This window comes from Myxococcus eversor (genome assembly GCF_010894455.1).
GTDB lineage: Bacteria > Myxococcota > Myxococcia > Myxococcales > Myxococcaceae > Myxococcus > Myxococcus eversor.
Map to the genome: position 1 here is coordinate 187,696 of NZ_JAAIXY010000002.1, position 19,334 is coordinate 207,029.

Genomic DNA, 19,334 nt, shown 5'->3' on the forward strand with positions numbered 1-19,334 from the left:
CCCCATGCCTTCGTCGCCCAATCCCCGAGTGACCCGTCCTCCCGCGGATGCCCTGCCCTCTCGATTGGAGGCATTGCTGGAGTCGCTCACGGACCGGCACCTCGCGGACCGCCTCACGCACGTCCACCGCGCGGCGGCGGTGGCCATCGACCGGCTCGGCCACCTGAGCATCGCCAAGTACGAGCCCACCACCCTGGAGTCGGACGGCGGCGCGGACCTGGCCCTCTGGGAGACCATGGCCCCCGCCATTGGCGACACCCTCGTGGGCGTCAACCAGCTCGTCAGCGCCATCCACCAGCAGTTCCCCCCGCCCGCGCGCGCCGCGAGCACCACGGACACCGGCTGGGCTCCTCCCCCCGCCAGCTCCGACGAGCGACTGGCGCAGGAGGTGGAGGTGGTGCTCCACGCCACCGCGGAGCTCTTGTCCAAGCGGGTGTCGGAGCTGGGCCAGCAGATGCGAAAGCCGGAGGTCGTCAGCGACCGCTGGACGCTGATGGCCAAGCTCCAGGCGTTCCGCGCCGACTTCCGCGTGCGCATCGGCGACCTCGTCTACCTGACGGCGGCGGCCTTCGAGGACGTGCGCCGCGAGGACGTGGTGCCCGGCTACGTGCACCAGGTGGGCGCGCGCTCGGCGCTGCGCGGGGCGGCGGCGGACCTGCGCCGCTCGCTGCAAGGACGGCTGGAGCGCGCGACGAAGGCGGAGGCCCCGTCGCGGCCCGCCCTGGCCCGTCAGATGGCGGAGAGCGTGTCGGCCTTCATCACCCTGCCCGCCTCGGTGGCGCTGCGCACGCCGCAGAAGCACCATGTGCTCACCTTCCGCGCGCACCTCCAGGAAGCGGCCGGACAAGGCGAGCTGGCGGCGGATGTGCTGTCCTCGCACGTCGAGCCCTTCCTCTCCTTCCTGGAAGAGGCCATGGACGAGGTGACGCGCACGTGGCTCATCGTGCATGACCGCGAGCTGTGGGCGTCATGCGGCGCCAAGCTGGAGCAGGCGGACATGCACCTGACGCTCGGCTCGCCCGGCGCGGCGCGCGTGCTGGCGGACGCGGTGGACACGGCGGCGGCGCTGTACGGCCGCTCGGCGCCGTTCGACGGCTTCCTGCGCAAGGCGCGACAGGAGGCCGCCGAGGGACTGGATGAGGCGAACTCGCTGGGGCTGCTGGAGCGCTTCCGGGAGCGCCTCGCGGCCCTGCCCTTCAGCTAGGCACCCGCGCGCCTACTTCTTCGTGTCGGCGGGCAGCGCGGGAGGCTCGGCCTTCGGCGGCAGCACGCGCAGCTCGTTGAAGCGCTCGGCCAGCGTCACGGGCGTCATCTCCTCCTGCCACTGCTTGGGGTTGGTGTTCCAGCCGAAGTCCGCCGGCACCTTGCCGCCACCCTGGTTCTTGTAGCCGATCATGTCCGGGAACAGCGTGGACCAGCGGCCCGCCGGGTCCGGCTCCTTGGTGATGTACTGCCGGTTGGCGGGGATGAGGAAGGGCTTGCTCGCGTCGCTCATGGGACCAAAGCCTCCCCGAAACCCGCCCGCAAGGGTAGTGGGAAGCCACGGTGACTGCGCCTGAAGGCCCGGTCCCCGGACATCACCTCTGGAAACGAAGTCCTCAGGCGGCCTTCCGGGCCTTCACCCGGCGCACGGGGGGCAGCACCCGGGGGCCCATCGCGAAGACGGCCGCGAAGAAGCGCGCCTGGGCCTCGCTCCGGTAGCGGTAGCGCCGCACCTCGCCCTCCGACGTGACGACCTCCACGCCCCAGCCCTTCTTCTCCTCGCTCACGTCCACGCGCTCCACGCCACCGCCCATGCCGTCCCCCTCGGTTCTTCCTGACGCCCTTGAAGATCAATCCACGTGCCAGTCAGGCCACGAGGATGCCCGGGGTTGCGGTGTCCACCGGACGTCAGTCGGGTGCGAGGCGGTAAGGAATGCAGGCCGCGCCCGCCTGCTCGCCTGCTTGGAGGGCGATAGGGGGCCGTGCCCTACAGGGAGAGGCTCACGGCCGGGAGCGGTCTGCTTGTGCCGCGCGATTCCTGCGTTAACTCAAAGGTATGACTGAATTCGAGAGCAACCTCGGCGAGCGATTCGCCGAATTCGTCCTTCCCGACGGCTGCGTGCTCTGCGGAGGAGCCGTGAACGTGCGCGCCAGCCCCTCCGGGGCGCACAGCTACTGCGCCCACTGCCACTGGCTGTCCAAGCCTCGCATGCGCGTGAAGGACAACGGCGTGGAGCTGTCCTTCGGCATGGCGGCGACGGCCTGACGTCCCCTCGCGCGTCGAGCCCCATGAGGCTCGACGCGCCCCTTCACTTCACCCTGGCCTGGCTCAATTCGCCGAGCAGGCCCAGACCCCTTGAATGGTGCAGAAGCAGTTTCCGACCCGCCGGTTGATGCAGCACGAGCGCGTGCCGCTGCCCGCGGGAGAGCAGGGCTTGCCCGCCACCGTCGAACAGGCGCTGTTCGGCTGCAGGCAGATGGACGGCGGTGAGGTGAAGCAGATGTTGTGGAAGCCGTCGCACTCGACGGACTCACCTGGATAGGTGTTGCACGTGTTGCCCTCGCACGACACCGTCGTCCCGTTGGGACACGTCGTCGTACAGGTGACGAGCGCGCTCTCCTCTTGAGTCAGAGGCTCCTGCGCCTCGATGGCTCCGGTTCCACCACAGGCCAGCAGACCAGACACGACCAGCGCCGACAGCACCGTCAGGGACAGCTTCATGGTGGAGCTCTCTTTCAGCGAAGGATGGGCCATGGCCCATCACGCACACCGTGCGCGCTGGAGAGGGATTGAAGCATGACCCGCGTGGGCTTTGTCAGGCGTGGGCCTGGAACCCACCGTGGCATCCGCCATTCAATTTCATGATTCCGGGCAGAGCGGACCCGAAATGGGGCACCCGGGCCTCACCTTCGCGGAGCTTCGGCTTCGTCGAGGCCGGGACCTTCCAGCGTGCGCCCGGAGTCGGTCGCCTCGCGCGCGGGTGCGGGGGGCAGGCCCTGCGCGGAGAGCAGCAGGGACAGGAGCGCGGCCTGCTCGGCGTCACCGAGTACGTGAATCGTCTCCGGCAGGCTGAGGGAGACGGAGGTCGGCTCACCGCCCGCGTCGGGCTGACAGGTGCGCCAACCGGTGTAGCGGCCCCCGGCCACCGTCATGGAGTAGCTGCAGCCGCCCACGTCGCCGGTAATGCCCACGGGGGAGAGGACGAGCGAGGTGGGCCAGTTCGCGAGTTCGCCATCCACGCGCAGGCCCGGCTCGGAGGACATGCGGGAGAGCTCCAGCCGGCTGTCCTCCACGCCCACGCGTCCGACGATGGGGCCGGTGCGCCAGCGCAGGTCCACGTCGCCGCCGCGCAGTCGGCCCTTGAGGGAAGTGGAGGTGCGTCGCAGGTCGAAGCCTCCACCGCGCACGGTGTCGCGGCTCAGGGAGACGGTGAGGGATTGGTCGCCCACCTGGAGGCGGATGGGACCGCCGCGTTCTGAGACGGCGAGCTGAGCGCTGGCGGGCGTGGCGAGCCCTAGCGACAGCAGCAGCGCGCCGAGCGCTCCTCGGGGTCCGGATTCAGGGCGTGACACGGGGACACCTGCCTTTCCTCTGGGCACTGGAGGAAAGGTAGGGTCTCAAGCCCGGGGCGGGCATGGCCGTGCGCCCCGGGGGCTCGCATGGAGGGACGTGGGGCGGCGGGGCTCAGTGGAGTCCGTCGGTGCCGGGGGCGCCGCCGGCCGTGAGCGCGGGGTCGTCCTTCTTCCGCTCCTGGATGTCCCAGGCGTCGCCATCCTCGTAGCCCCACTCGTCGACGTCGACGCGATAGTTGCGGAACGAGATGATTCGCCCGCGGCAGATGCGCTCCTGCCAGTTCCCCTGGTCCACGGAGCGCTCCGCGCGGGAGAGCAGCTCACGCATCAGCCAGTCGGGAACGATGGCGCGGTCCGACGGGTAGGCGAAGCGGAACAAGAGCAGGTGGGAGAGGAGGACCTCCCAGTAGCGGTCGAAGCGCCGCAGCAGACGCTCCCAGTCGAACGTGGCGCCCGTCTTGAGGAGCAGGTGGGTGAGTTCGTGGCCGTCGAAGCGTTCGCGCTCGAGGACGAACGCCTTGCTCCAGAAAATCTCTTCGGCGGGAGGGACGCGGCACGGGCAGCCCAGCACCTGGGCGGGGACGGAGTGCTCGAACCACGCCTCGTCGATGGCGGTGATGCCATTGCCGGAGCTGTAGATGAGGTCGACGAGGAAGTCCGCCCAGAAGGCCTTGTGGAGCCAGCCGTGGACTTCGCTCTCGGTGCGCCACTCGTTGCGCGAGAGGAGTTCGATGGCGCGGTCCGCGTCCTTGCGGTGGAGGAAGAGGTCCAGGTCCTTGGTGTCGCGATAGATGCCCGTGTAGTGAGCGAAGGCATAGGCGCCGCCCACGAGGAAGGGGATGTCAGCGTCGGAAAGCAGTTGGATGGCGTAGGTGCGCGCGCCCAGCTCCGCCACGGAGCGCCGCACTTCCATCCGCCTCGGGTCTCCTCCGGGTGCCCCGGAGGCCTTCGGTGGTTGCTCGGCCATGAGGGAAGATAGGTGGGCAGAGCCGGCACGTCAGCGAGCCGTCCGCGTACCCGCCCGAAGGGCAGCCGAGCGGGCGTGGATTCGCCTCAGTCGGCTGACTCGTCCGCCGGGGCAGGTGCGGCCTTGGCGGCCAGGGACATCGGGTAGATGGCGCGGACGTTGACGCGGTAGTGGTAGGCCACGAGATGGGGCTCACCGTTGATGAGGATGAGCACTTGGCGCGGGGGCTCGGGCTGACGGTCGACCCAGGCCCGCGCCTGCTCGACTGTGTCGAATGTGGCGACGGGTGGGGGGAGCCCTTCCTGTTCCAGATCCTGGAGATAGAACTCGAGCACGGGGCTCGGGGGGAGGTAACGGAGGTCTTTGTCCCGGAAGTGGACCACGTTGAAGTACTCACCTCCAACCAGCACCTTAGCGCCGTTGAGCGGGGCCGGATGCGCCAGGAGCCAGGCCATCGCTTCGTTACGCGTGGCAAAGCTCGCGGAGACGAGCGGAGGGGCACGAACATCCAGGCTCTGGCGGTAGTCATCGACGGCCTCCGCCTGCCCGGTCTCGAAGATGAACTCGAACACGTCCATCGCGGTGTTCAACTTCTCCTTCTCCTCGGGAGAATCGCTCTCTTCGAGAAGACGGCCCAGCACTTCCTGAACCTCCAGCAGCTTCATTCCGGGCGTCATCGAGCAGCCTCCGTCATCAGGGACTCCGCTTGCACTGGGGTCTCGGCCACCAAGAGAGCTGGGGCGAGAACGAGAAGACCTGCGCCCATGGAAACCACGACGAAGGCCACCCCTGCGATGACGAGCACGCTCCCCATGAGGACACGCGTCCGGTTGCGCTTCAGCCATTCCACTGCGTCGTCCGTCGCCGCGAACTCCTTCTGCTGCAATCGCTCCAGCTCTTTGCAGTCCCGAAGGGGCTGAGCGCAACGCTCCTCACAGAATTCCTGCTTGCCGCCCTTCTTCCTTCCTCTTGAAGTGATGTGTCCGTATCCCGATGCCAAAGGACGAGACATGCATTCACGAACGCACTCGCGATTCTCCGCGTCGCAGTCACGCGGTCGACTCACGACTGACGTCGCTCGCAAGCGTGAGCGAGCCCCCTGGCGCGGCAGGTCGTACCCCTCGGCCGGCTCCCACGCATGAGTCACAGCACCATCCTGCTGCTCCCGGATGACCAGCACGAGCCGCTGAAGCTCGGTGGCGCTCTCGGGTGCCACCTGTCTGGACGAGCCACAGGCCACGAACGCCACGCCCACGAACAGGGCGACAAGCTGCTCTGAAAATCGATAGGTCTTCACACACCCTCGCCAGACAGGTCCATCACCGCACCAGCCACAACATCAGGGGCGCGGTGACGAAGGACAGTGGAATCCCCACACCCACCATCAGCACCGCCAGGTCCGGGTCCAGCCGATGTTCGGCCGCGAGAATCGCCGCGCTCACCATGGGCGCCATCGCCGCCTGGAGCACCGTCGCCTGCACCACCACCGGCGACAACCCCGGCAACGCCCACAGCCCCAACATCACCACGCCCGGCACCAGCACCAGCTTGTAGAACAACCCCAACGACAACGCCGGCAGTCGCGCCTTCACCCCCGACAGCCGCAACTGCAATCCCACTGAGAACAACGCCAGCGGCGTCAACAACGCCCCCAACCGCTCCAGCACCGACTCCACCCAGACCGGATACCCCACCGGCCGCAACAGCAACGACACCACCAACGCCACGAACGGAGGGAACGTCGCCACCTTCCTCGCCAACACGCTCAGCGGCAGCTCCGCCCCCGCGCTCGCTCGCGTCGCCGCCAGCGTCGCCAACGTGGACAACACCAGGAACGAGCCGAGCTGGTCCGCCACCACCGCCACCGCCAGCCCCTCCGAACCCAGCAGCGCCTCCGCCATCGGCAGCCCGACGAACGCCGTGTTGCCCAACCCCGCCGTCAACACCAGCGCCGCCACCGACTCCTTCCCCAACCCCAATCGAGGCCCCAGCCACCGGAAGAACGGCCCCGCCGCCAGGTAGTACAGCCACGGCACCACCGCGGCCACCAACAGCGATGGCACGAACTCCAGCCGGTGCATCACCCGCAACACCAACGCCGGCAGCGCCACGTACAGCACGAACGTGTTGAACGGCCCCGCCGAGCCCTCGGGGAACTTCCCACTGCGCCGGGCCAACACCCCCAGCACCAGACACGTCCCCAACAACCCGATGACCTGACTCATGACGCCCGCGCCTTCCCGCGCCGCCGCTGCCCTGCGCGCGGCGAACGTGACTCCTGTTTCCCGACCACCACCCCACCTCCCGACAACAACGCGCGCTCGCGCTGGATGAGCTCCGCCAGGAAGTCCAACACCGCCCGCACCCGCGCGTTCTGCTGCAGGTCCGCGTGGACCACCAGCCAGATGTCACGCCGCAGCGCCACCACCGGCGGCAACACCCGCCGCAAGCCTGGCGTCTGGTCCCCCTGCAGACACGGCATCAACCCCAGCCCCAGTCCCCCCACCGTCGCCGCCATCACCGACAGCAATGAGTTGCACCGCACCGCCACCCGCGCGGACGCCCCCTCCGACTCCAACCACCGCGCCTCCGGCCACTTCGCGGCCGCCCCCGTGTACCCAATCACGTCATGCCCCGCGAACCCCGTCGCCGGGTCCGCCAACCCCCGACGCGCGACATATGCCTCCGACGCATAGAGCGAAATCGCGATGTCCCCCACCTTGCGCGCCACCAGCGACGCCTCGCTCGGCCGCGTCAGCCGCACCGCCACGTCCGCCTCGCGCCGCCTCAAGTCGAGCGCCCCGTAGTCCGTGAGGAACCGCACCTCGATGCCCGGATGCCGCTCGCGGAACGGCGCGAAGCGCGGCAACAACGTGTTCACCGCGAAGGCCTCCGTCGTCGTCACCCGCACCACCCCCTCCAGCCGCGCGTCCTCCCCACCCGCCCGACGCTCCACCGCGAGCATCGCGCCCTCCATCTCCTCCGCCGCCCCCTGGATGCCCCGCGCCGCCGCCGTCGGGACGAGCCGCCCCGGCGTCCGCTCGAACAGACGCGCCCCCAAGGTCTCCTCCAACACCGCGAGCCTGCGCCCCACCGTCGTCGCATCCACCTTCAACGCCCGCGCCGCGCCCGCGAGCGTCCCCTCTCGCGACACCGCCAGGAAGTACCGCAGGTCATTCCAGTCCAACATGGTGCCCTGCAATCTCGCAGCCCCTCCCTGCAACCTCCAGCATTTCCGCAGGACCCCACCTGGCGCATTCATGGCGTCACCGGAAAGCGGGCCACAAGACGCGTCCCGCTCCGAAGTCACCCACGTCAGGGAGTCCCGCCATGCGCAGCCTCGTCCTCGCCCTCGTCACCCTCTTCGTCGCCGCGTGCGGCGGAGCGAAGTCCCACGTCCGTCCCCAGGACCTCGCCGGCACCTGGGACAGCGCCGCCTGTGAGACCGTCCCCAACGGGGATGGCACCAGCAACTACCTCCAGCGCCACTTCCAGCTCACCGAGTCCGCCTGGACGCTCCACCTGGACGTCTTCGGCGACGCGGGCTGCCAGATGAAGCTGTTCACCGCGCGCGTCGTCGGCCCCTACAGCCTGGGACAGGACTCGGAGAAGGTGTCGGGCGCCACCGAGGGCAACTTCGCCTTCGGCGAGCGCTACCTCACCGCGCACGTGCAACCGCTGGCGGACGTCTTCACCCAGACAGGCTGCGGCACCGGCGCGTGGACGGTGGGCGTGGAGCAGTCCGTCCCTGGCGCGTGCCTCACCTTCAAGCTCCTGGCCTCCTGCGGCACCGACCACGACGTGGTGAAGGTGGAGGGCAGCCAGCTCTTCTTCGGCCAGCGCCCCGCCGACAACGACATGTGCGCCCCGGCGAAGCGGCCTCAAACCCTGGCTTCCCACCCCGTCGTCAAGCACTGAAGCGCGTCGGCCTGGCTTGGGGTGCGCCGTGGCTGCCATCCGGCGATGACGGCGCCCCTGGCTGATATGGGAGACTCTTCCGGGCCAGACATGTCGACCCCCGACTCCCTAGAAACGCTGGATGCACGCTCGTCCAGGTCCACTCCCGGACCTGACGACGCGGACCGTCGCTACCTGCTGGTCATCGACGGCAGCTCCTCTTCCCTGTGTCCCCTCCCCCAGGAGGGCGAGGTCCTCATCGGCCGGGCCGCCACCGCGGACGTGCGGGTGCAGGACGCCTCGGTGAGTCGACACCATGCGCGGGTGATGGTGACGGCGGAGTCCGCCCGCATCGCGGACCAGGACAGCCACAACGGCGTCAAGGTCAACGGCCTCAAGGTCGAGGGCGCCCACCCCCTGCGCACCGGTGACGTCGTGACACTCGGCGACGTCGTCCTCGTGTTCCATGGCGGGACACGCTCCTCGCGTCCGCTGCTGGATGCCAATGCCTTGCGCAACCGGCTGGGTGAGGAGTTGGAGCGCGTCCTCGACTACGAGCGCAGTGTCAGCGTGGTGGCCCTGGAGCTGGGGCCCTCCACGGTGGCGCCCCCTGAGCTGCACCGCGCGGCGAGCGGCGCCTTGCGCGGCATGGACGTGCTCGCGCGGGAGGCCCCCAACCTCCTCGTCGCCATGCTCCCGGAGCTGCTGCGCGACGAGGTGGAGCCCTTCGTCCAGCACCTCCTCGAGGCCCTGCTGCCCCTCGCACCCGGCCTGCGCGTCGGCGTGGCGACCGCGCCCCAGGACGGCCTGGACGCGGAGGCGCTCGTCTCCACCGCGCGCGCCGCCGCGCTCACCGCGCCCGTGGGCGGCCTGAGCTTGAGCGGGCCCCGTCTCTACAGGTTGGAGCTGGGCGAGCGCGCCGTGGTGGTGGCCGACACCGCCATGGTGCGCACCTTCGAGCTGCTGCGGCGCCTGGCGGCCAGTCCCCTCACCGTGCTCATCCAGGGTGAGACGGGCTCCGGCAAGGAGAACGCCGCATGGGCCATCCACCACTGGTCTCCTCGCGCGGACAAGCCCTTCGTCGCCTTCAACTGCGCGACGCTCCAGGAGTCCCTCGCGGAGAGCACGCTGTTCGGCCACGAGAAGGGCTCGTTCACCGGAGCCACCACGACGCGCGCGGGGCTGTTCGAACAGGCCGGCGGTGGCACCCTCTTCCTCGACGAGGTCGCCGAGCTCTCCCTCCCGGTGCAGGCCAAGCTGCTGCGCGCGCTGGACCAGAAGGTCATCACCCGCGTGGGGGACTCGCGCGAGCGCCCCGTCGACGTGCGCATCGTCGCCGCCACCCACCGGCGCCTCTCCGAGGAGGTGAAGGCCGGCCACTTCCGCGAGGACCTCTACTTCCGACTGTCCACCGCCGTGGCCCTGCTGCCTCCGCTCCGGGAGCGTCCTCGCGAGCTGCCCCTGCTCGCGAGCACCTTCCTCGCCGAAGCCTGTGCGCGCTTGAACCGGCCCGCCCTGGAGCTGTCCGCCGCCGCCATGGGACTGCTGCGCGGCCACCGCTGGCCCGGCAACGTGCGCGAGCTGAAGAACGCCATGGAGTTCACCGCGGCCACCGCGCACGGGCCCATCGTCGACCCCTCGTGCCTGCCCGAGTCGCTCCGAGGCCAGGACACGCCCGCTCCCGAAGCCTCCGCGCCCATCTCCGAAGTCTCCACGCCCTCCATCGAAGCCTCCACACACTCCGCCGAAGCGGACGCGCCTCGCACCGAGCCCACGCACGAAGAGCGGAGTGCCTCGCGAGCTCCCCGCCAGCGCCTCGCCGATGAGCTGCGAGCGCTGGAGCGGCAGCGCATGGTGGAGGCCTTGGAGGAGACCTCGGGAGTCCAGGCGCGCGCGGCGCGACTCATCGGCATGCCAATGCGCACCTTCGCGCTCAAATACAAACAATATGGGCTCGCGACCTCGCGCCACCGGGAGCCTCCCGGATGAACGCGCAGGCCCCGACGTCGTGGCAGCCTCCCACCGACTTCGAGGAGTACCACCTGCTGGAGCCCCTGGGCCGGGGAGCGATGGGCGAGGTCTTCCTCGCGAGGGACTCGCGGTTGGACCGGCTCGTCGCGGTGAAGTTCATCGCCGGCGTGGCGCCGCAGGAGGGACAGCGTGAGCGCTTCTGGAACGAGGCCCGCGCCATCGCCCGCGTGCAGCACCCCAACGTGGTGGGCATCCATCGCGTGGGCGAGGTGCTGCGCCGTCCCTATCTGATTTCGGAGTTCGTGCGCGGAGAGAGCCTGGACCGGCTGCCGCTGCCCCAGCACTGGACGCAAGCGCTCACACTGGGCATCGGCCTCGCGCGAGGCCTTGCGGCGGCGCATCGCAGGGACGTCGTCCATCGAGACCTCAAACCCGCCAACGTGATGAAGACGGTGGAGGGCGACGTCAAGCTGCTCGACTTCGGCGTGGCCAAGCTCATCGACGCGGCGGGCGGCCCGTCCGAGCCGGCACGCACCCAGCTCTCGCTCGCTCGGCTCGACGCCTCCCCTTCCATCGAGCCGGAGCTCTCGCGAACCATCACCGTGTCACCTCCCGCGAGCCCTCCTCCCGCGACGCCCTCCGCGCTCCCCGCATTCGTGACAGGCCTGGTCGGCACGCCGAGCTACATGGCGCCGGAAATCTGGCGGGGCCAGCCCGCGACACTTCGCAGCGACGTCTACTCGTTCGGCGTCATGCTGTATGAGCTGTGCACCGGCACACCGCCCTACCGGGGGGACTCCGTATCGGAGCTGCGCGAGGCCGTGCTCCAAGGCGGGTTCTCGCCGCTGACGCGCGCGCTGCCACAGGTGGACCCGGCCTTCGCCACCATCATCGACCGCTGTCTGTCCCTGGAGCCCTCTGCGCGCTTCGCCTCCGCGGAGCTGCTGCGCGAGGCCCTGGAAGCCCTGCGCGAGGGCACTGGTGAACCCGCGCCCGCGAACGAGCGGCCCTACCCCGGCCTGCATGCCTTCGGCGCGGAGGACCGCGCGACCTTCTCCGGCCGTGGGTCGGAGATTCGCGCGCTGGTGGACAGGCTGCGCTCCCAGCCCTTCGTCCTCGTGGCCGGAGACTCCGGCGTCGGCAAGTCATCGCTGTGCCGCGCGGGCGTCCTGCCCCGGGTGGCCCAGGGCGCGCTGGGCCCTGGCGCGTGGACGACGTGTGAGCTGGTGCCCGGACGCCATCCCCTGGTGGCGCTCGCGGCGACGCTGGCACCGCTCCTCGGCGAGAGCGAAGCGACGCTCCTCGGCGAGCTGCGGGACGCCCCCGAAAACCTGGGACGCCGCCTGCGCACGAGCCCCAGGGCCGTGCTCCTCCACGTCGACCAGCTCGAGGAGCTCCTCACGCTCGCTGCGCCCGAGGATGCCCAGCGCTTCGCGCTCGCGCTGGAGTCCCTGACGGAAGGCGGGCCCCGGCTGCGGGTGCTCGCCACGGCGCGCGGCGACTTCCTCGCGAGACTGGCCTCGCTGCCGGGGCTGCGCGACGCGCTCGACACGGGGGGCCTGTACCTCCTCCAGCGTCCCACCGAGGCGGGACTGACGGAGGCCGTCGTGGCCCCCGCGCGGGCCCACGGATTCACCTTCGAGTCACCCGCGCTCGTGGACACCCTGGTGTCCGCCGGAAGTGGAGAGGGTGGACTGCCACTGCTCCAGTTCGCGCTCGCGCAGCTCTGGGAGCGCAGGGACAAGGAGCGCCGGGTGATTGCCGCCTCGGCCCTCGAGTCCCTCGGTGGAGTCCACGGCGCTCTGGCGCGACATGCCGATGGCGTGCTGGCCACCCTGGCTCCAGCGGAGCGAGGCGCCGCGCGGCACCTCCTCTCGCGGCTGGTGACGGCGGAGGGGACTCGGGCCCAGCGCACCCGCGAGGAGCTGGTGGGCATTCCAGGCGCGGAGTCCGACCCGGCCCGCGCTGCGCTGGAAGCCCTGGTGCGAGGCCGGCTCGTGGTGGCACGCGAGGCGGTGAGTGAAGACGCGGAGACGGGCACATATGAGCTGGCACACGAGGCCCTGCTGGTGGGCTGGGACACGCTGCGCGGCTGGCTCGCGGGCGACGAAGGGTTGCGCGTCCTGCGCCAGCGCCTGGAGCGGGCCTGCGCGGAGTGGCGACGCCTGGGTCGCGCCGTGGACCTGCTGTGGTCCGGCCGACAACTCGTGGAGGCCGCGAGCCTCCCGCTCGAAGCGCTGAGCGAAGACGAGCGCGCCTTCCTCCAGTCCTCGCGCCGCGTGGCGACACGCAAGCGGCTGGGACGCATCGCCGCGGTGCTCTCCCTGCCGCTCGTCACGGTCGCCGTGTACGGAGGGCTCCAGCTCCAGACCTTGCGCACGCGCGAGCGCGACAGCGCCCAGGCCGTGAGCGAGGCGCGCGCGTCCGTTGAACAGGCGCGCGAGGAGAACACGCGACTGGAGGCCCTGCGCCGCGCGGCCTTCGCCGCCTTCGACACCGCCCAGAAGGTGGAGGGAGAAGCCACCTGGACCCGGGCGCTCGCGGCGGCCGAGCGCGTCGACACCGCCTGGCGGGCCGCGGGCAACACGCTCGACACCGCGTTGCAGAAGGACCCACGCCACGCGGACGTGCGCCACCTGCTGGCGGAGGTCCTCTTCGAGCGCATCCTCCTGGCCGAGCGGCTGCGCAGACCCGCTCTGCACCGCGAGCTCGTCCAGCGCCTGGCGCTCGTCGACGACACGCGCGACTTCCAGCGGCGGCTGGAGGCCCCCGCGCGCTTGGATTTGGAGACCGAGCCTCCCGGCGCCCGCGTGCGCGTCGAGCGGGCCGTCGAGGACGCGGGCCGGCTGAGCTGGTCCACCCCGATGAATCTCGGAACCACCCCGCTGCGCGGTGCGTTCCTGCCGCCGGGCTCCTATCGCCTCACCTTCGTGAGAGCGGACCGCCCCGCCGTCCTCTACCCGGTGCTGCTGGAGCGAGGCGAACCCCACGCGGTCCGACTCCAGCTCCCCGCGTCCGTCCCCAAGGGCTTCGTGTACATCCCGCCGGGGCGCTTCCTCTATGGCAGCCCCGACGACGAGGTCATCCGCCGCAACGCCATGCGCGCCCAACCCCTGCACACGCTCACCACCGGGGGCTATCTCGTCGCGCGCACCGAAGTCACCCATGGCGAGTACCTCGACTTCCTGCGCACGCTGTCACCCCGGGAGCGCGCCGAGCGCCGTCCCCACGGCGGCAACTACTTCGGCGACATCTCGCTCGTCGAAGTGGAGGCGGGCCAGTGGGAGTTCCAGCTCGCGCGCAAGGGGCACCTCTACCGCGCCCGCGAGGGCGAGAAGCTGCGCTACCTGGAGCGCGAGCACCGCGCCGTCCAGGACTGGCTGCGCCTGCCCGTGTCCGGAATCTCCTGGGAGGATGCCGTGGCCTACGTCACCTGGCTGAACGACACCGGCCGCGTGCCGGGCGCCCGCCTGTGCGACGAGCGCGAATGGGAGCGCGCCGCCCGGGGCGCGGACGGACGCAGCTACCCTCACGGCGAGCGGCTGGAGCCGGACGACGCCAACTTCGACGCCACCTATGGCCGCAAGTCGCTGGCCTTCGGTCCGGACGAGGTGGGCTCGCACCCCGCCTCCGACAGCCCCTTCGGCCTGGCGGACTTCACTGGCAACGTGTGGGAGTGGATGCGCTCGGTGTCCTCACCCGACCAGCCCACCTACGGCGGCGGCTGCTTCTACCAGGACATGTTCACCGCCCGCAGCCTCAACCACGGCGACGGCGAGCCCCGCTTCCGCATCCCCTTCATCGGGCTGCGTGTCTGTGCGTCACCGCCCGCCATCCATTGAGCCGTGAGCCGTTGGCAGGCTTCCTGCTTTACGTCGAGGAGCACGGCACTCGAGCCACACACGGGAGCAACGCACGATGCGATGGATGAGAGGCCCCTGCCTGGGGGCATGGATGTGTTTGTCCGCGGGACTGTCCGCCACCGGGGCGTTGGCGGATGAGCCGCCCGCGCAGAGCGGTCAGGGGACGAAGCTGCACGGCGCGGCCGTCTTCGATGAAAACCACGTCAACGTCCTCTTCACCACGTCACCGCGTGCCTCCTGCATGAGTACGGGGTTGAGCCAGGGAGGACTCGTCGGCAGCAAGCGCACCGGTTCGGGCCTGTGTGGCCCGCTGAACTACGTGGGCTACGAATTCACCGCGGAGGGAACCCCCGAGCGGAAGTTCAGGATTGTCTCGGCGGCCCCTCACGCGAGCATCTACGAGACGTGCCGGAACATTGGCCTTCCCAACCCGCCGCCCCCGGTCATGGGGACCACCTGGGAGTACGAGGTGACGTGGTCCACCCCGCTCACCCAACCCCAGCCGCTGTGCCCCGCCAACAACGTCGCGCTGGCGGTTCCGCTCCGCTGGGTCCAGGACTCCGTGCTCCAGCCCTGGCGACTGGTCTACACCACGGACTCCTTCACGTTCGCCTGCGTGCCCAAGCACGTCTCGGCCTGCGAGTTCGAGGACGGTGGCGTCATCGCCAAGTGCGTCGACTGGGGCTATCCACCCTGGCACTCCACGGCGCGGACCCTCACGGGCCAGGTGCTCAGCGGCACCACCGTCGCGGGCTACCCGCTCACGGGCACCAACACGGAGGCCGTGAGCTTCCACCAGACGTGCCTGCGCATGGCCACGGCCGACTACTGCGGCGTGGGCCACAGCAACACCGTGGATGACACCCCCATCGCGTTCCACGACACGAAGTACGCGCCCCTGACCTCCGCGGGAGGTGTCATCCCCCAGCTCTCGGGCGCGGCGGTCCAGGACCATTACTTCGAAGCCGCGTGGGTGGACTGCACCCAGGACAAGACGGACTCGAACCCCGCTCCCGCGTGCCGGCCCACCCTCGGGGGTTCGCCGAACAACGGCCTCATCCCGCCGCGTTATGGCGCGCTGTGCTTGAGCAAGCGACGCTGGGCCAGCTTTCCGCTCGCGGGGAGCTGCTTCGACCCGCAAGGCCTGACATTGGAACCCTCCAACCGCGACTTCGCTCCGAAGTTCTGCGAGGACTACACGGAGGAGGAGCTGGAGGCTCGCGGCGCCCGGTTCTTCTCCTTCTCGCGCTTCCTCGACACGGGCCTGTACCAGTTCCGCCACGACGCTTCGCCCGACCGGGCCGTCACCACCACCGCCTACTTCCCTCCACAGCAGCTCCCCAAGCATCCCAACCTGGTGGCACCGAATACGGCGGTGCTCGGCGCATCCTCCGGCTACGCGATGTTCCGCTTCGAGGGGGCCCTGCTCAGCAAGAAGATTGCCCCCGCCCTGCGCGCGAAGCTGGGACTCAAGGGCCTCTACCGCTGCGCCCGGGTGGACTCCTCCGGGCAGAAGCACTTCCTCACCACCACCATCCCCGACGGCTCCACCACCGGGGACCCGAGTGACGCCTGCCCCGCCACCCTCGGCTGGTGGCTCGACGTGCCCGCGCAGGGCACCGCGCTGGATGCACTGGAGGGCTATGTCTCCCCCGTGGACGCGGGCGTCACGGGGACCCCCTTGAGCCTGTGGCAAGACGACGACAACCACTTCATCACCACCACCACGTCACCGGGCATCGGCTGGACCGAGCTCCAACCGCCCCTCGGCTACATCCCCGGCAATCCCTGACGTCCGCTCGAAGCCTCGTGTGTCATCCGCGCCCCCGTCTTCGTCCCCTCGCTCGGGGATGGAGGCGGGGCCGGACCTTGCAACACTTGCATGGCGTGCAACTCCCGCTGGCCCTCCCGGAGCACCCATGCTGCAAGTCCTGCGGGGTGCCCGAGGGCGTTCGCGCCAGACGTACCCTGGCACCCGGGGAGCGCTTCACCGTCGCGGGCACCGCCTGGCTCCGCACTCACCGCTCGAACCCCAGGGCCCCGGACGCGTTTTCAGGCGCGGCCCGAGGTCCTCGTCAGTCGCGGGCAAATGCTCGGAACCCAAAGCAAGACATCGACTCTCGGGACTCCGTCGTCCTCCCCACGTGCGGCTTGGAGCGAGCGACACGCTGACGCATGCTCGCGCGCAGCCATGGCCTCTCGATTCGTCTTCCGGTGCCCCTCGCGTCTCCTCGCGGCCACGATGGGAGGGCGACCATGACGGGCGCGCTGCGACGGGCGCTGCACGAGATGGCGGGCGGCCTTCCGCGCACGTACTGGGTGCTGTGGGTGGGCACGCTGGTCAACCGGCTGGGCAGCTTCGTGGTGCCCTTCCTCGCGCTGTACCTCACGCGTGAGCGGGGCTTCAGCGTGGAGCGCGCGGGACTCACCGTGTCGCTCTATGGCCTGGGCGCCGTCATCGCCAGTCCCCTGGGCGGCATGCTCGCGGACCGCGTGGGCCGGCGAATCACGCTGGCGGGCGGCCTGTGGCTGGGCTCGGTGGGCATGCTCTGCCTCGGCTTCGCGCGCGAGCCCGCCGTCATCGCCGCGGCCGCCTTTGGCCTGGGAATCGTCGGTGAAATCTACCGCCCCGCCGTGTCCGCCGCCGTGGCGGACGTCGTCTCGCCCGAGGACCGCCAGCGCGCGTTCGGCCTGCTCTACTGGGTCATCAACGTGGGCTTCGCCGTCGCCCTGCCGCTGGCCGGGCTGATGGTCCGCTACGGCTACCTGACGCTCTTCATCGCCGACGCCATCACCACCTTCACCTATGGCTGCTGCATCTGGCTGCTCCTGCCGGAGACGCGCCCCGCCAGGCCCTCGCCCTCCTCTTCCGACACGCCGGCCCCCGGTGCCGGCAGCGCCCTCCTGGCGCCCTTCCTGGACCCGAGCTTCGTCGCCTTCGCCGTCCCCTACTTCGGCGTGGCGCTCATCTTCTACCAGAGCCAGGTGTCGCTCCCGCTGGCCCTGGGCGCGCGCGGACTGACGGAGGCGCAGTTCGGCGCCGTGCTGTCCGTCAACGGCCTGCTCATCGTCGCGCTCCAGCCCTTCACCCACCCGGTGCTGCGCCGCCTGCGCCGCGCCCAGGCGCTCGCCCTGGCCGCGGTCCTCACCGGCGTCGGCTTCGGCCTGCACGCGCTGACGGGCCACGTCGCGCTCGCGGCCCTGGCCGTGGCCATCTGGACGCTGGGGGAGATGGCCCAGGCCCCCGTCGCGCCCTCCGTCGTCGCGGACCTGGCGCCGTCCGCGCTACGCGGCAGCTACCAGGGCGCCTACCACATGCTCTGGGGCCTGGCGTCCAGCGCCGCGCCCGCGCTCGGCGGCTGGGTGCTCGGCCGCTTCGGCACGTCGGCCTTGTGGCTCGGCTGCCTCGTGCTGGGGCTCGGCTGCGCCGTCTGGCAACTGGCCATCGCCGGAGCCCGCCGCCGCAGGCTGGACTCGCAGCGCGCGGTGCGCACGGACCTGAGCCCCCTGGTCGACTGAAAAAGCTCCGTGCCTCCAAAAACAACGGGCGGCCTCCCGTGAAGGAGACCGCCCGCGTTCAACACCGGAAGCCGGAAGCGACTACGGCTTGGTGTAGTTGATGGCCAGGTTGTACGTGGCCGCCGTGTAGCCGCGCACCATGACGTACGCCGTCGTCGTGCCGGCGGGGACCGTCAGGTCGCACGTCTCCGTGGCGCCCGTCTGGTACGGACGGCAGGTGTACGTGGTGGTGGTGGGCGCCGCGCCGAAGCGGACGTAGAGGTCCGGATCGCCCGTGCCCGTCATCGCCACGCGGAACGTGGTGCCAGCCACCACGTTGTACGCGGGGAAGTTCACGTTGGTGTTCGCCGCGACGCTGCCCGTCTTGCTGTCCGTGGTCGGCGTGCCGGTGCCGCCCGTGCCGGGCTTGGTGTAGTTGATGGTCAGGTTGAAGGTACCGGCCGCGTAGCCGCGAACCATGATGTACGCCGTCGTCACGCCGGTGGGCACCGTCAGGTTGCAGGACTCGGAGGCGCCGCTCAGGTAGGGGCGGCAGTCATACGTCGTCGTGGTGGGGGTGGCGCCAAAGCGCACGTACAGGTCCGGGTCGCCCGTGCCCGTCATCGCCACGCTGAAGCTGGTGCCGGCCACCACGTTGAAGGGGCCGTAGCTGGTGTTGGAGCCGGCCGTCACGGTGCCCGTGCGGGTCTCCGTCGTCGGGGTGCCGGTGCCAGGGCCCGGCGGCTCGGGGTCCGTACCACCCGGAGCGCCGTAGAGCGCCACGGCGCCCTGCGCGTCCAGCGCGGTGATGACCAGGTCGCCCGTCTGGGTGCCGTTGCACTGGGGGTAGTGCATGACCGACTTGGAGTCATACGTGGTCAGCTGACGCCAGTTGCTGTCCTCGAAGCACGTGCCCGACTCGGGGCGGGTGTGCTCGTGGCGGAAGCCGAGCGTGTGGCCCAGCTCGTGACGGAGGATGCCCGTCAGCGTCCAGGGCGAGGTGTTGCCGAACGCCGTGTTGTCGATGAGCACGTTGCGGTTGGCGCGGGCGTCGTTCGGGAAGAACGCGCGGGCCAGGTACTGGCCACCCGAGTTCACCGGACGCACGTCGAACACCACGTTCGCGTTGCTCGCCGTGCAGCTCGCGTCCTGCGCGCTCACGTAGATGAAGTCGACGTTGGCCACCGCTTCCCACGCGGCCGCCGCGTTCGCCATCGTCGTCACGGCGTTGTTGTAGTTGGAGCCGAACGTCGTGCTCACGCAGTAGGTGATGTTCTTCTTCTGCGTCGCGTTCCACGCGGCATCCACGCCGCCCGCGCGGTGGACGATGAGCTGTCCGTCGCGAACGTTGTTCTCGTAGAACTCGCGCAGCAGCTTCTCGTTGGCGAACGTCGTGTCGCCGTCAGCGATGAAGATGCCGGTGTCCGGCTCCTGGTAGACCACCGAGAGGAACTGCTCCCACGACATCCCCTGGCCAACGGCCTCGGGGGCGGGGGTGGAACCTTCGCCGCCGCCACAACCGGACAGCAGCGCCAGGCCCGTGAGGGCACCGATCAACTTGGACTTGGACATGAACTTCCTTT

Annotated in this window: 17 protein-coding genes; 7 read left to right on the forward strand and 10 right to left on the reverse strand. The window is 70.2% G+C overall.

The window, feature by feature from the left end; all coding sequences use genetic code 11:
• The first annotated feature begins 4 nt into the window (after positions 1-4).
• Positions 5-1,204, forward strand: coding sequence for a hypothetical protein (locus G4D83_RS04215; RefSeq protein WP_163863071.1), 1,200 nt, complete (start codon positions 5-7; stop codon positions 1,202-1,204).
• Between the two features lie 12 nt (positions 1,205-1,216).
• Here G4D83_RS04215 and G4D83_RS04220 read toward each other — a convergent pair whose 3' ends face one another.
• Together G4D83_RS04220 and G4D83_RS04225 are read right to left on the reverse strand one after the other, a co-directional pair.
• Positions 1,217-1,495 (reverse strand): hypothetical protein, encoded by a 279-nt coding sequence (locus G4D83_RS04220; protein WP_163863073.1) that lies wholly within the window; start codon positions 1,493-1,495, stop codon positions 1,217-1,219.
• 103 nt (positions 1,496-1,598) lie between these two features.
• Positions 1,599-1,796: a hypothetical protein gene (locus G4D83_RS04225; RefSeq protein WP_163863075.1), complete on the reverse strand. Its 198-nt coding sequence runs from the start codon at positions 1,794-1,796 to the stop codon at positions 1,599-1,601.
• Positions 1,797-2,038: 242 nt separating this feature from the next.
• Here G4D83_RS04225 and G4D83_RS04230 point away from each other — a divergent pair, with 242 nt between their 5' ends.
• A complete protein-coding gene (locus G4D83_RS04230) occupies positions 2,039-2,248 on the forward strand; it encodes a hypothetical protein (RefSeq protein ID WP_163863077.1) in 210 nt (69 codons plus the stop codon).
• 63 nt (positions 2,249-2,311) lie between these two features.
• Here the strand turns inward: G4D83_RS04230 and G4D83_RS04235 are convergent, their stop codons facing one another.
• The 7 genes from G4D83_RS04235 to G4D83_RS04265 form a co-directional block, all read right to left on the reverse strand.
• The gene (locus G4D83_RS04235; RefSeq protein ID WP_163863079.1) at positions 2,312-2,704 is read right to left on the reverse strand and encodes a hypothetical protein; all 393 of its coding nucleotides are present in this window, start codon (positions 2,702-2,704) and stop codon (positions 2,312-2,314) included.
• Positions 2,705-2,886: 182 nt separating this feature from the next.
• Positions 2,887-3,555: a hypothetical protein gene (locus tag G4D83_RS04240; protein WP_163863081.1), complete on the reverse strand. Its 669-nt coding sequence runs from the start codon at positions 3,553-3,555 to the stop codon at positions 2,887-2,889.
• Positions 3,556-3,667: 112 nt separating this feature from the next.
• On the reverse strand, positions 3,668-4,468 hold the full coding sequence (locus tag G4D83_RS04245) for a nucleotidyltransferase family protein (RefSeq protein ID WP_240356142.1): 801 nt from the start codon (positions 4,466-4,468) through the stop codon (positions 3,668-3,670).
• A gap of 140 nt (positions 4,469-4,608) precedes the next feature.
• Complete coding sequence (locus G4D83_RS04250; RefSeq protein WP_163863085.1) at positions 4,609-5,187, reverse strand: head protein; 579 nt, start codon at positions 5,185-5,187, stop codon at positions 4,609-4,611.
• A gap of 8 nt (positions 5,188-5,195) precedes the next feature.
• Positions 5,196-5,819, reverse strand: a complete 624-nt coding sequence (locus G4D83_RS45870; RefSeq protein ID WP_240356143.1) for a hypothetical protein — start codon at positions 5,817-5,819, stop codon at positions 5,196-5,198.
• A 22-nt stretch (positions 5,820-5,841) separates the two neighbouring features.
• Complete coding sequence (locus G4D83_RS04260; protein ID WP_163863086.1) at positions 5,842-6,747, reverse strand: AEC family transporter; 906 nt, start codon at positions 6,745-6,747, stop codon at positions 5,842-5,844.
• A complete protein-coding gene (locus G4D83_RS04265; protein WP_163863089.1) occupies positions 6,744-7,712 on the reverse strand; it encodes a LysR family transcriptional regulator in 969 nt (322 codons plus the stop codon). The genes G4D83_RS04260 and G4D83_RS04265 overlap by 4 nt, the downstream gene beginning before the upstream one ends.
• A 140-nt stretch (positions 7,713-7,852) precedes the next feature.
• Between G4D83_RS04265 and G4D83_RS04270 the strand changes: the two genes are divergently transcribed.
• The 5 genes from G4D83_RS04270 to G4D83_RS04290 all read left to right on the forward strand — a co-directional run bounded on the left by G4D83_RS04270 (position 7,853) and on the right by G4D83_RS04290 (position 17,772).
• Positions 7,853-8,440 carry a hypothetical protein gene (locus G4D83_RS04270; protein ID WP_163863091.1) on the forward strand — a complete coding sequence of 196 codons (588 nt, stop codon included), beginning with the start codon at positions 7,853-7,855 and terminating at the stop codon, positions 8,438-8,440.
• A 90-nt stretch (positions 8,441-8,530) separates the two neighbouring features.
• On the forward strand, positions 8,531-10,408 hold the full coding sequence (locus G4D83_RS04275) for a sigma 54-interacting transcriptional regulator (RefSeq protein ID WP_163863093.1): 1,878 nt from the start codon (positions 8,531-8,533) through the stop codon (positions 10,406-10,408).
• A complete protein-coding gene (locus G4D83_RS04280) occupies positions 10,405-14,232 on the forward strand; it encodes an nSTAND1 domain-containing NTPase (RefSeq protein WP_163863095.1) in 3,828 nt (1,275 codons plus the stop codon). The genes G4D83_RS04275 and G4D83_RS04280 overlap by 4 nt, the downstream gene beginning before the upstream one ends.
• A 112-nt stretch (positions 14,233-14,344) precedes the next feature.
• Entirely contained in the window at positions 14,345-16,045 is a 1,701-nt protein-coding gene (locus G4D83_RS04285) for an ADYC domain-containing protein (RefSeq protein ID WP_163863097.1), read from the forward strand.
• A gap of 464 nt (positions 16,046-16,509) precedes the next feature.
• Entirely contained in the window at positions 16,510-17,772 is a 1,263-nt protein-coding gene (locus tag G4D83_RS04290) for an MDR family MFS transporter (RefSeq protein WP_163863099.1), read from the forward strand.
• Positions 17,773-17,853: 81 nt separating this feature from the next.
• On the opposite strand, the gene G4D83_RS04295 is transcribed toward G4D83_RS04290, so the two are convergent.
• Entirely contained in the window at positions 17,854-19,323 is a 1,470-nt protein-coding gene (locus G4D83_RS04295) for a M57 family metalloprotease (protein ID WP_163863101.1), read from the reverse strand.
• Positions 19,324-19,334 lie beyond the last annotated feature (11 nt).

Coding starts and splice junctions, on each gene's coding strand:
- G4D83_RS04215 (WP_163863071.1), top strand. CDS start 5: ATGCCTTCGTCGCCCAATCCCCGAGTGACCCGTCCTCCCGCGGATGCC.
- G4D83_RS04220 (WP_163863073.1), bottom strand. CDS start 1,495: ATGAGCGACGCGAGCAAGCCCTTCCTCATCCCCGCCAACCGGCAGTAC.
- G4D83_RS04225 (WP_163863075.1), bottom strand. CDS start 1,796: ATGGGCGGTGGCGTGGAGCGCGTGGACGTGAGCGAGGAGAAGAAGGGC.
- G4D83_RS04230 (WP_163863077.1), top strand. CDS start 2,039: ATGACTGAATTCGAGAGCAACCTCGGCGAGCGATTCGCCGAATTCGTC.
- G4D83_RS04235 (WP_163863079.1), bottom strand. CDS start 2,704: ATGAAGCTGTCCCTGACGGTGCTGTCGGCGCTGGTCGTGTCTGGTCTG.
- G4D83_RS04245 (WP_240356142.1), bottom strand. CDS start 4,468: ATGGAAGTGCGGCGCTCCGTGGCGGAGCTGGGCGCGCGCACCTACGCC.
- G4D83_RS04250 (WP_163863085.1), bottom strand. CDS start 5,187: ATGAAGCTGCTGGAGGTTCAGGAAGTGCTGGGCCGTCTTCTCGAAGAG.
- G4D83_RS04260 (WP_163863086.1), bottom strand. CDS start 6,747: ATGAGTCAGGTCATCGGGTTGTTGGGGACGTGTCTGGTGCTGGGGGTG.
- G4D83_RS04265 (WP_163863089.1), bottom strand. CDS start 7,712: ATGTTGGACTGGAATGACCTGCGGTACTTCCTGGCGGTGTCGCGAGAG.
- G4D83_RS04270 (WP_163863091.1), top strand. CDS start 7,853: ATGCGCAGCCTCGTCCTCGCCCTCGTCACCCTCTTCGTCGCCGCGTGC.
- G4D83_RS04275 (WP_163863093.1), top strand. CDS start 8,531: ATGTCGACCCCCGACTCCCTAGAAACGCTGGATGCACGCTCGTCCAGG.
- G4D83_RS04280 (WP_163863095.1), top strand. CDS start 10,405: ATGAACGCGCAGGCCCCGACGTCGTGGCAGCCTCCCACCGACTTCGAG.
- G4D83_RS04285 (WP_163863097.1), top strand. CDS start 14,345: ATGTGTTTGTCCGCGGGACTGTCCGCCACCGGGGCGTTGGCGGATGAG.
- G4D83_RS04290 (WP_163863099.1), top strand. CDS start 16,510: ATGACGGGCGCGCTGCGACGGGCGCTGCACGAGATGGCGGGCGGCCTT.
- G4D83_RS04295 (WP_163863101.1), bottom strand. CDS start 19,323: ATGTCCAAGTCCAAGTTGATCGGTGCCCTCACGGGCCTGGCGCTGCTG.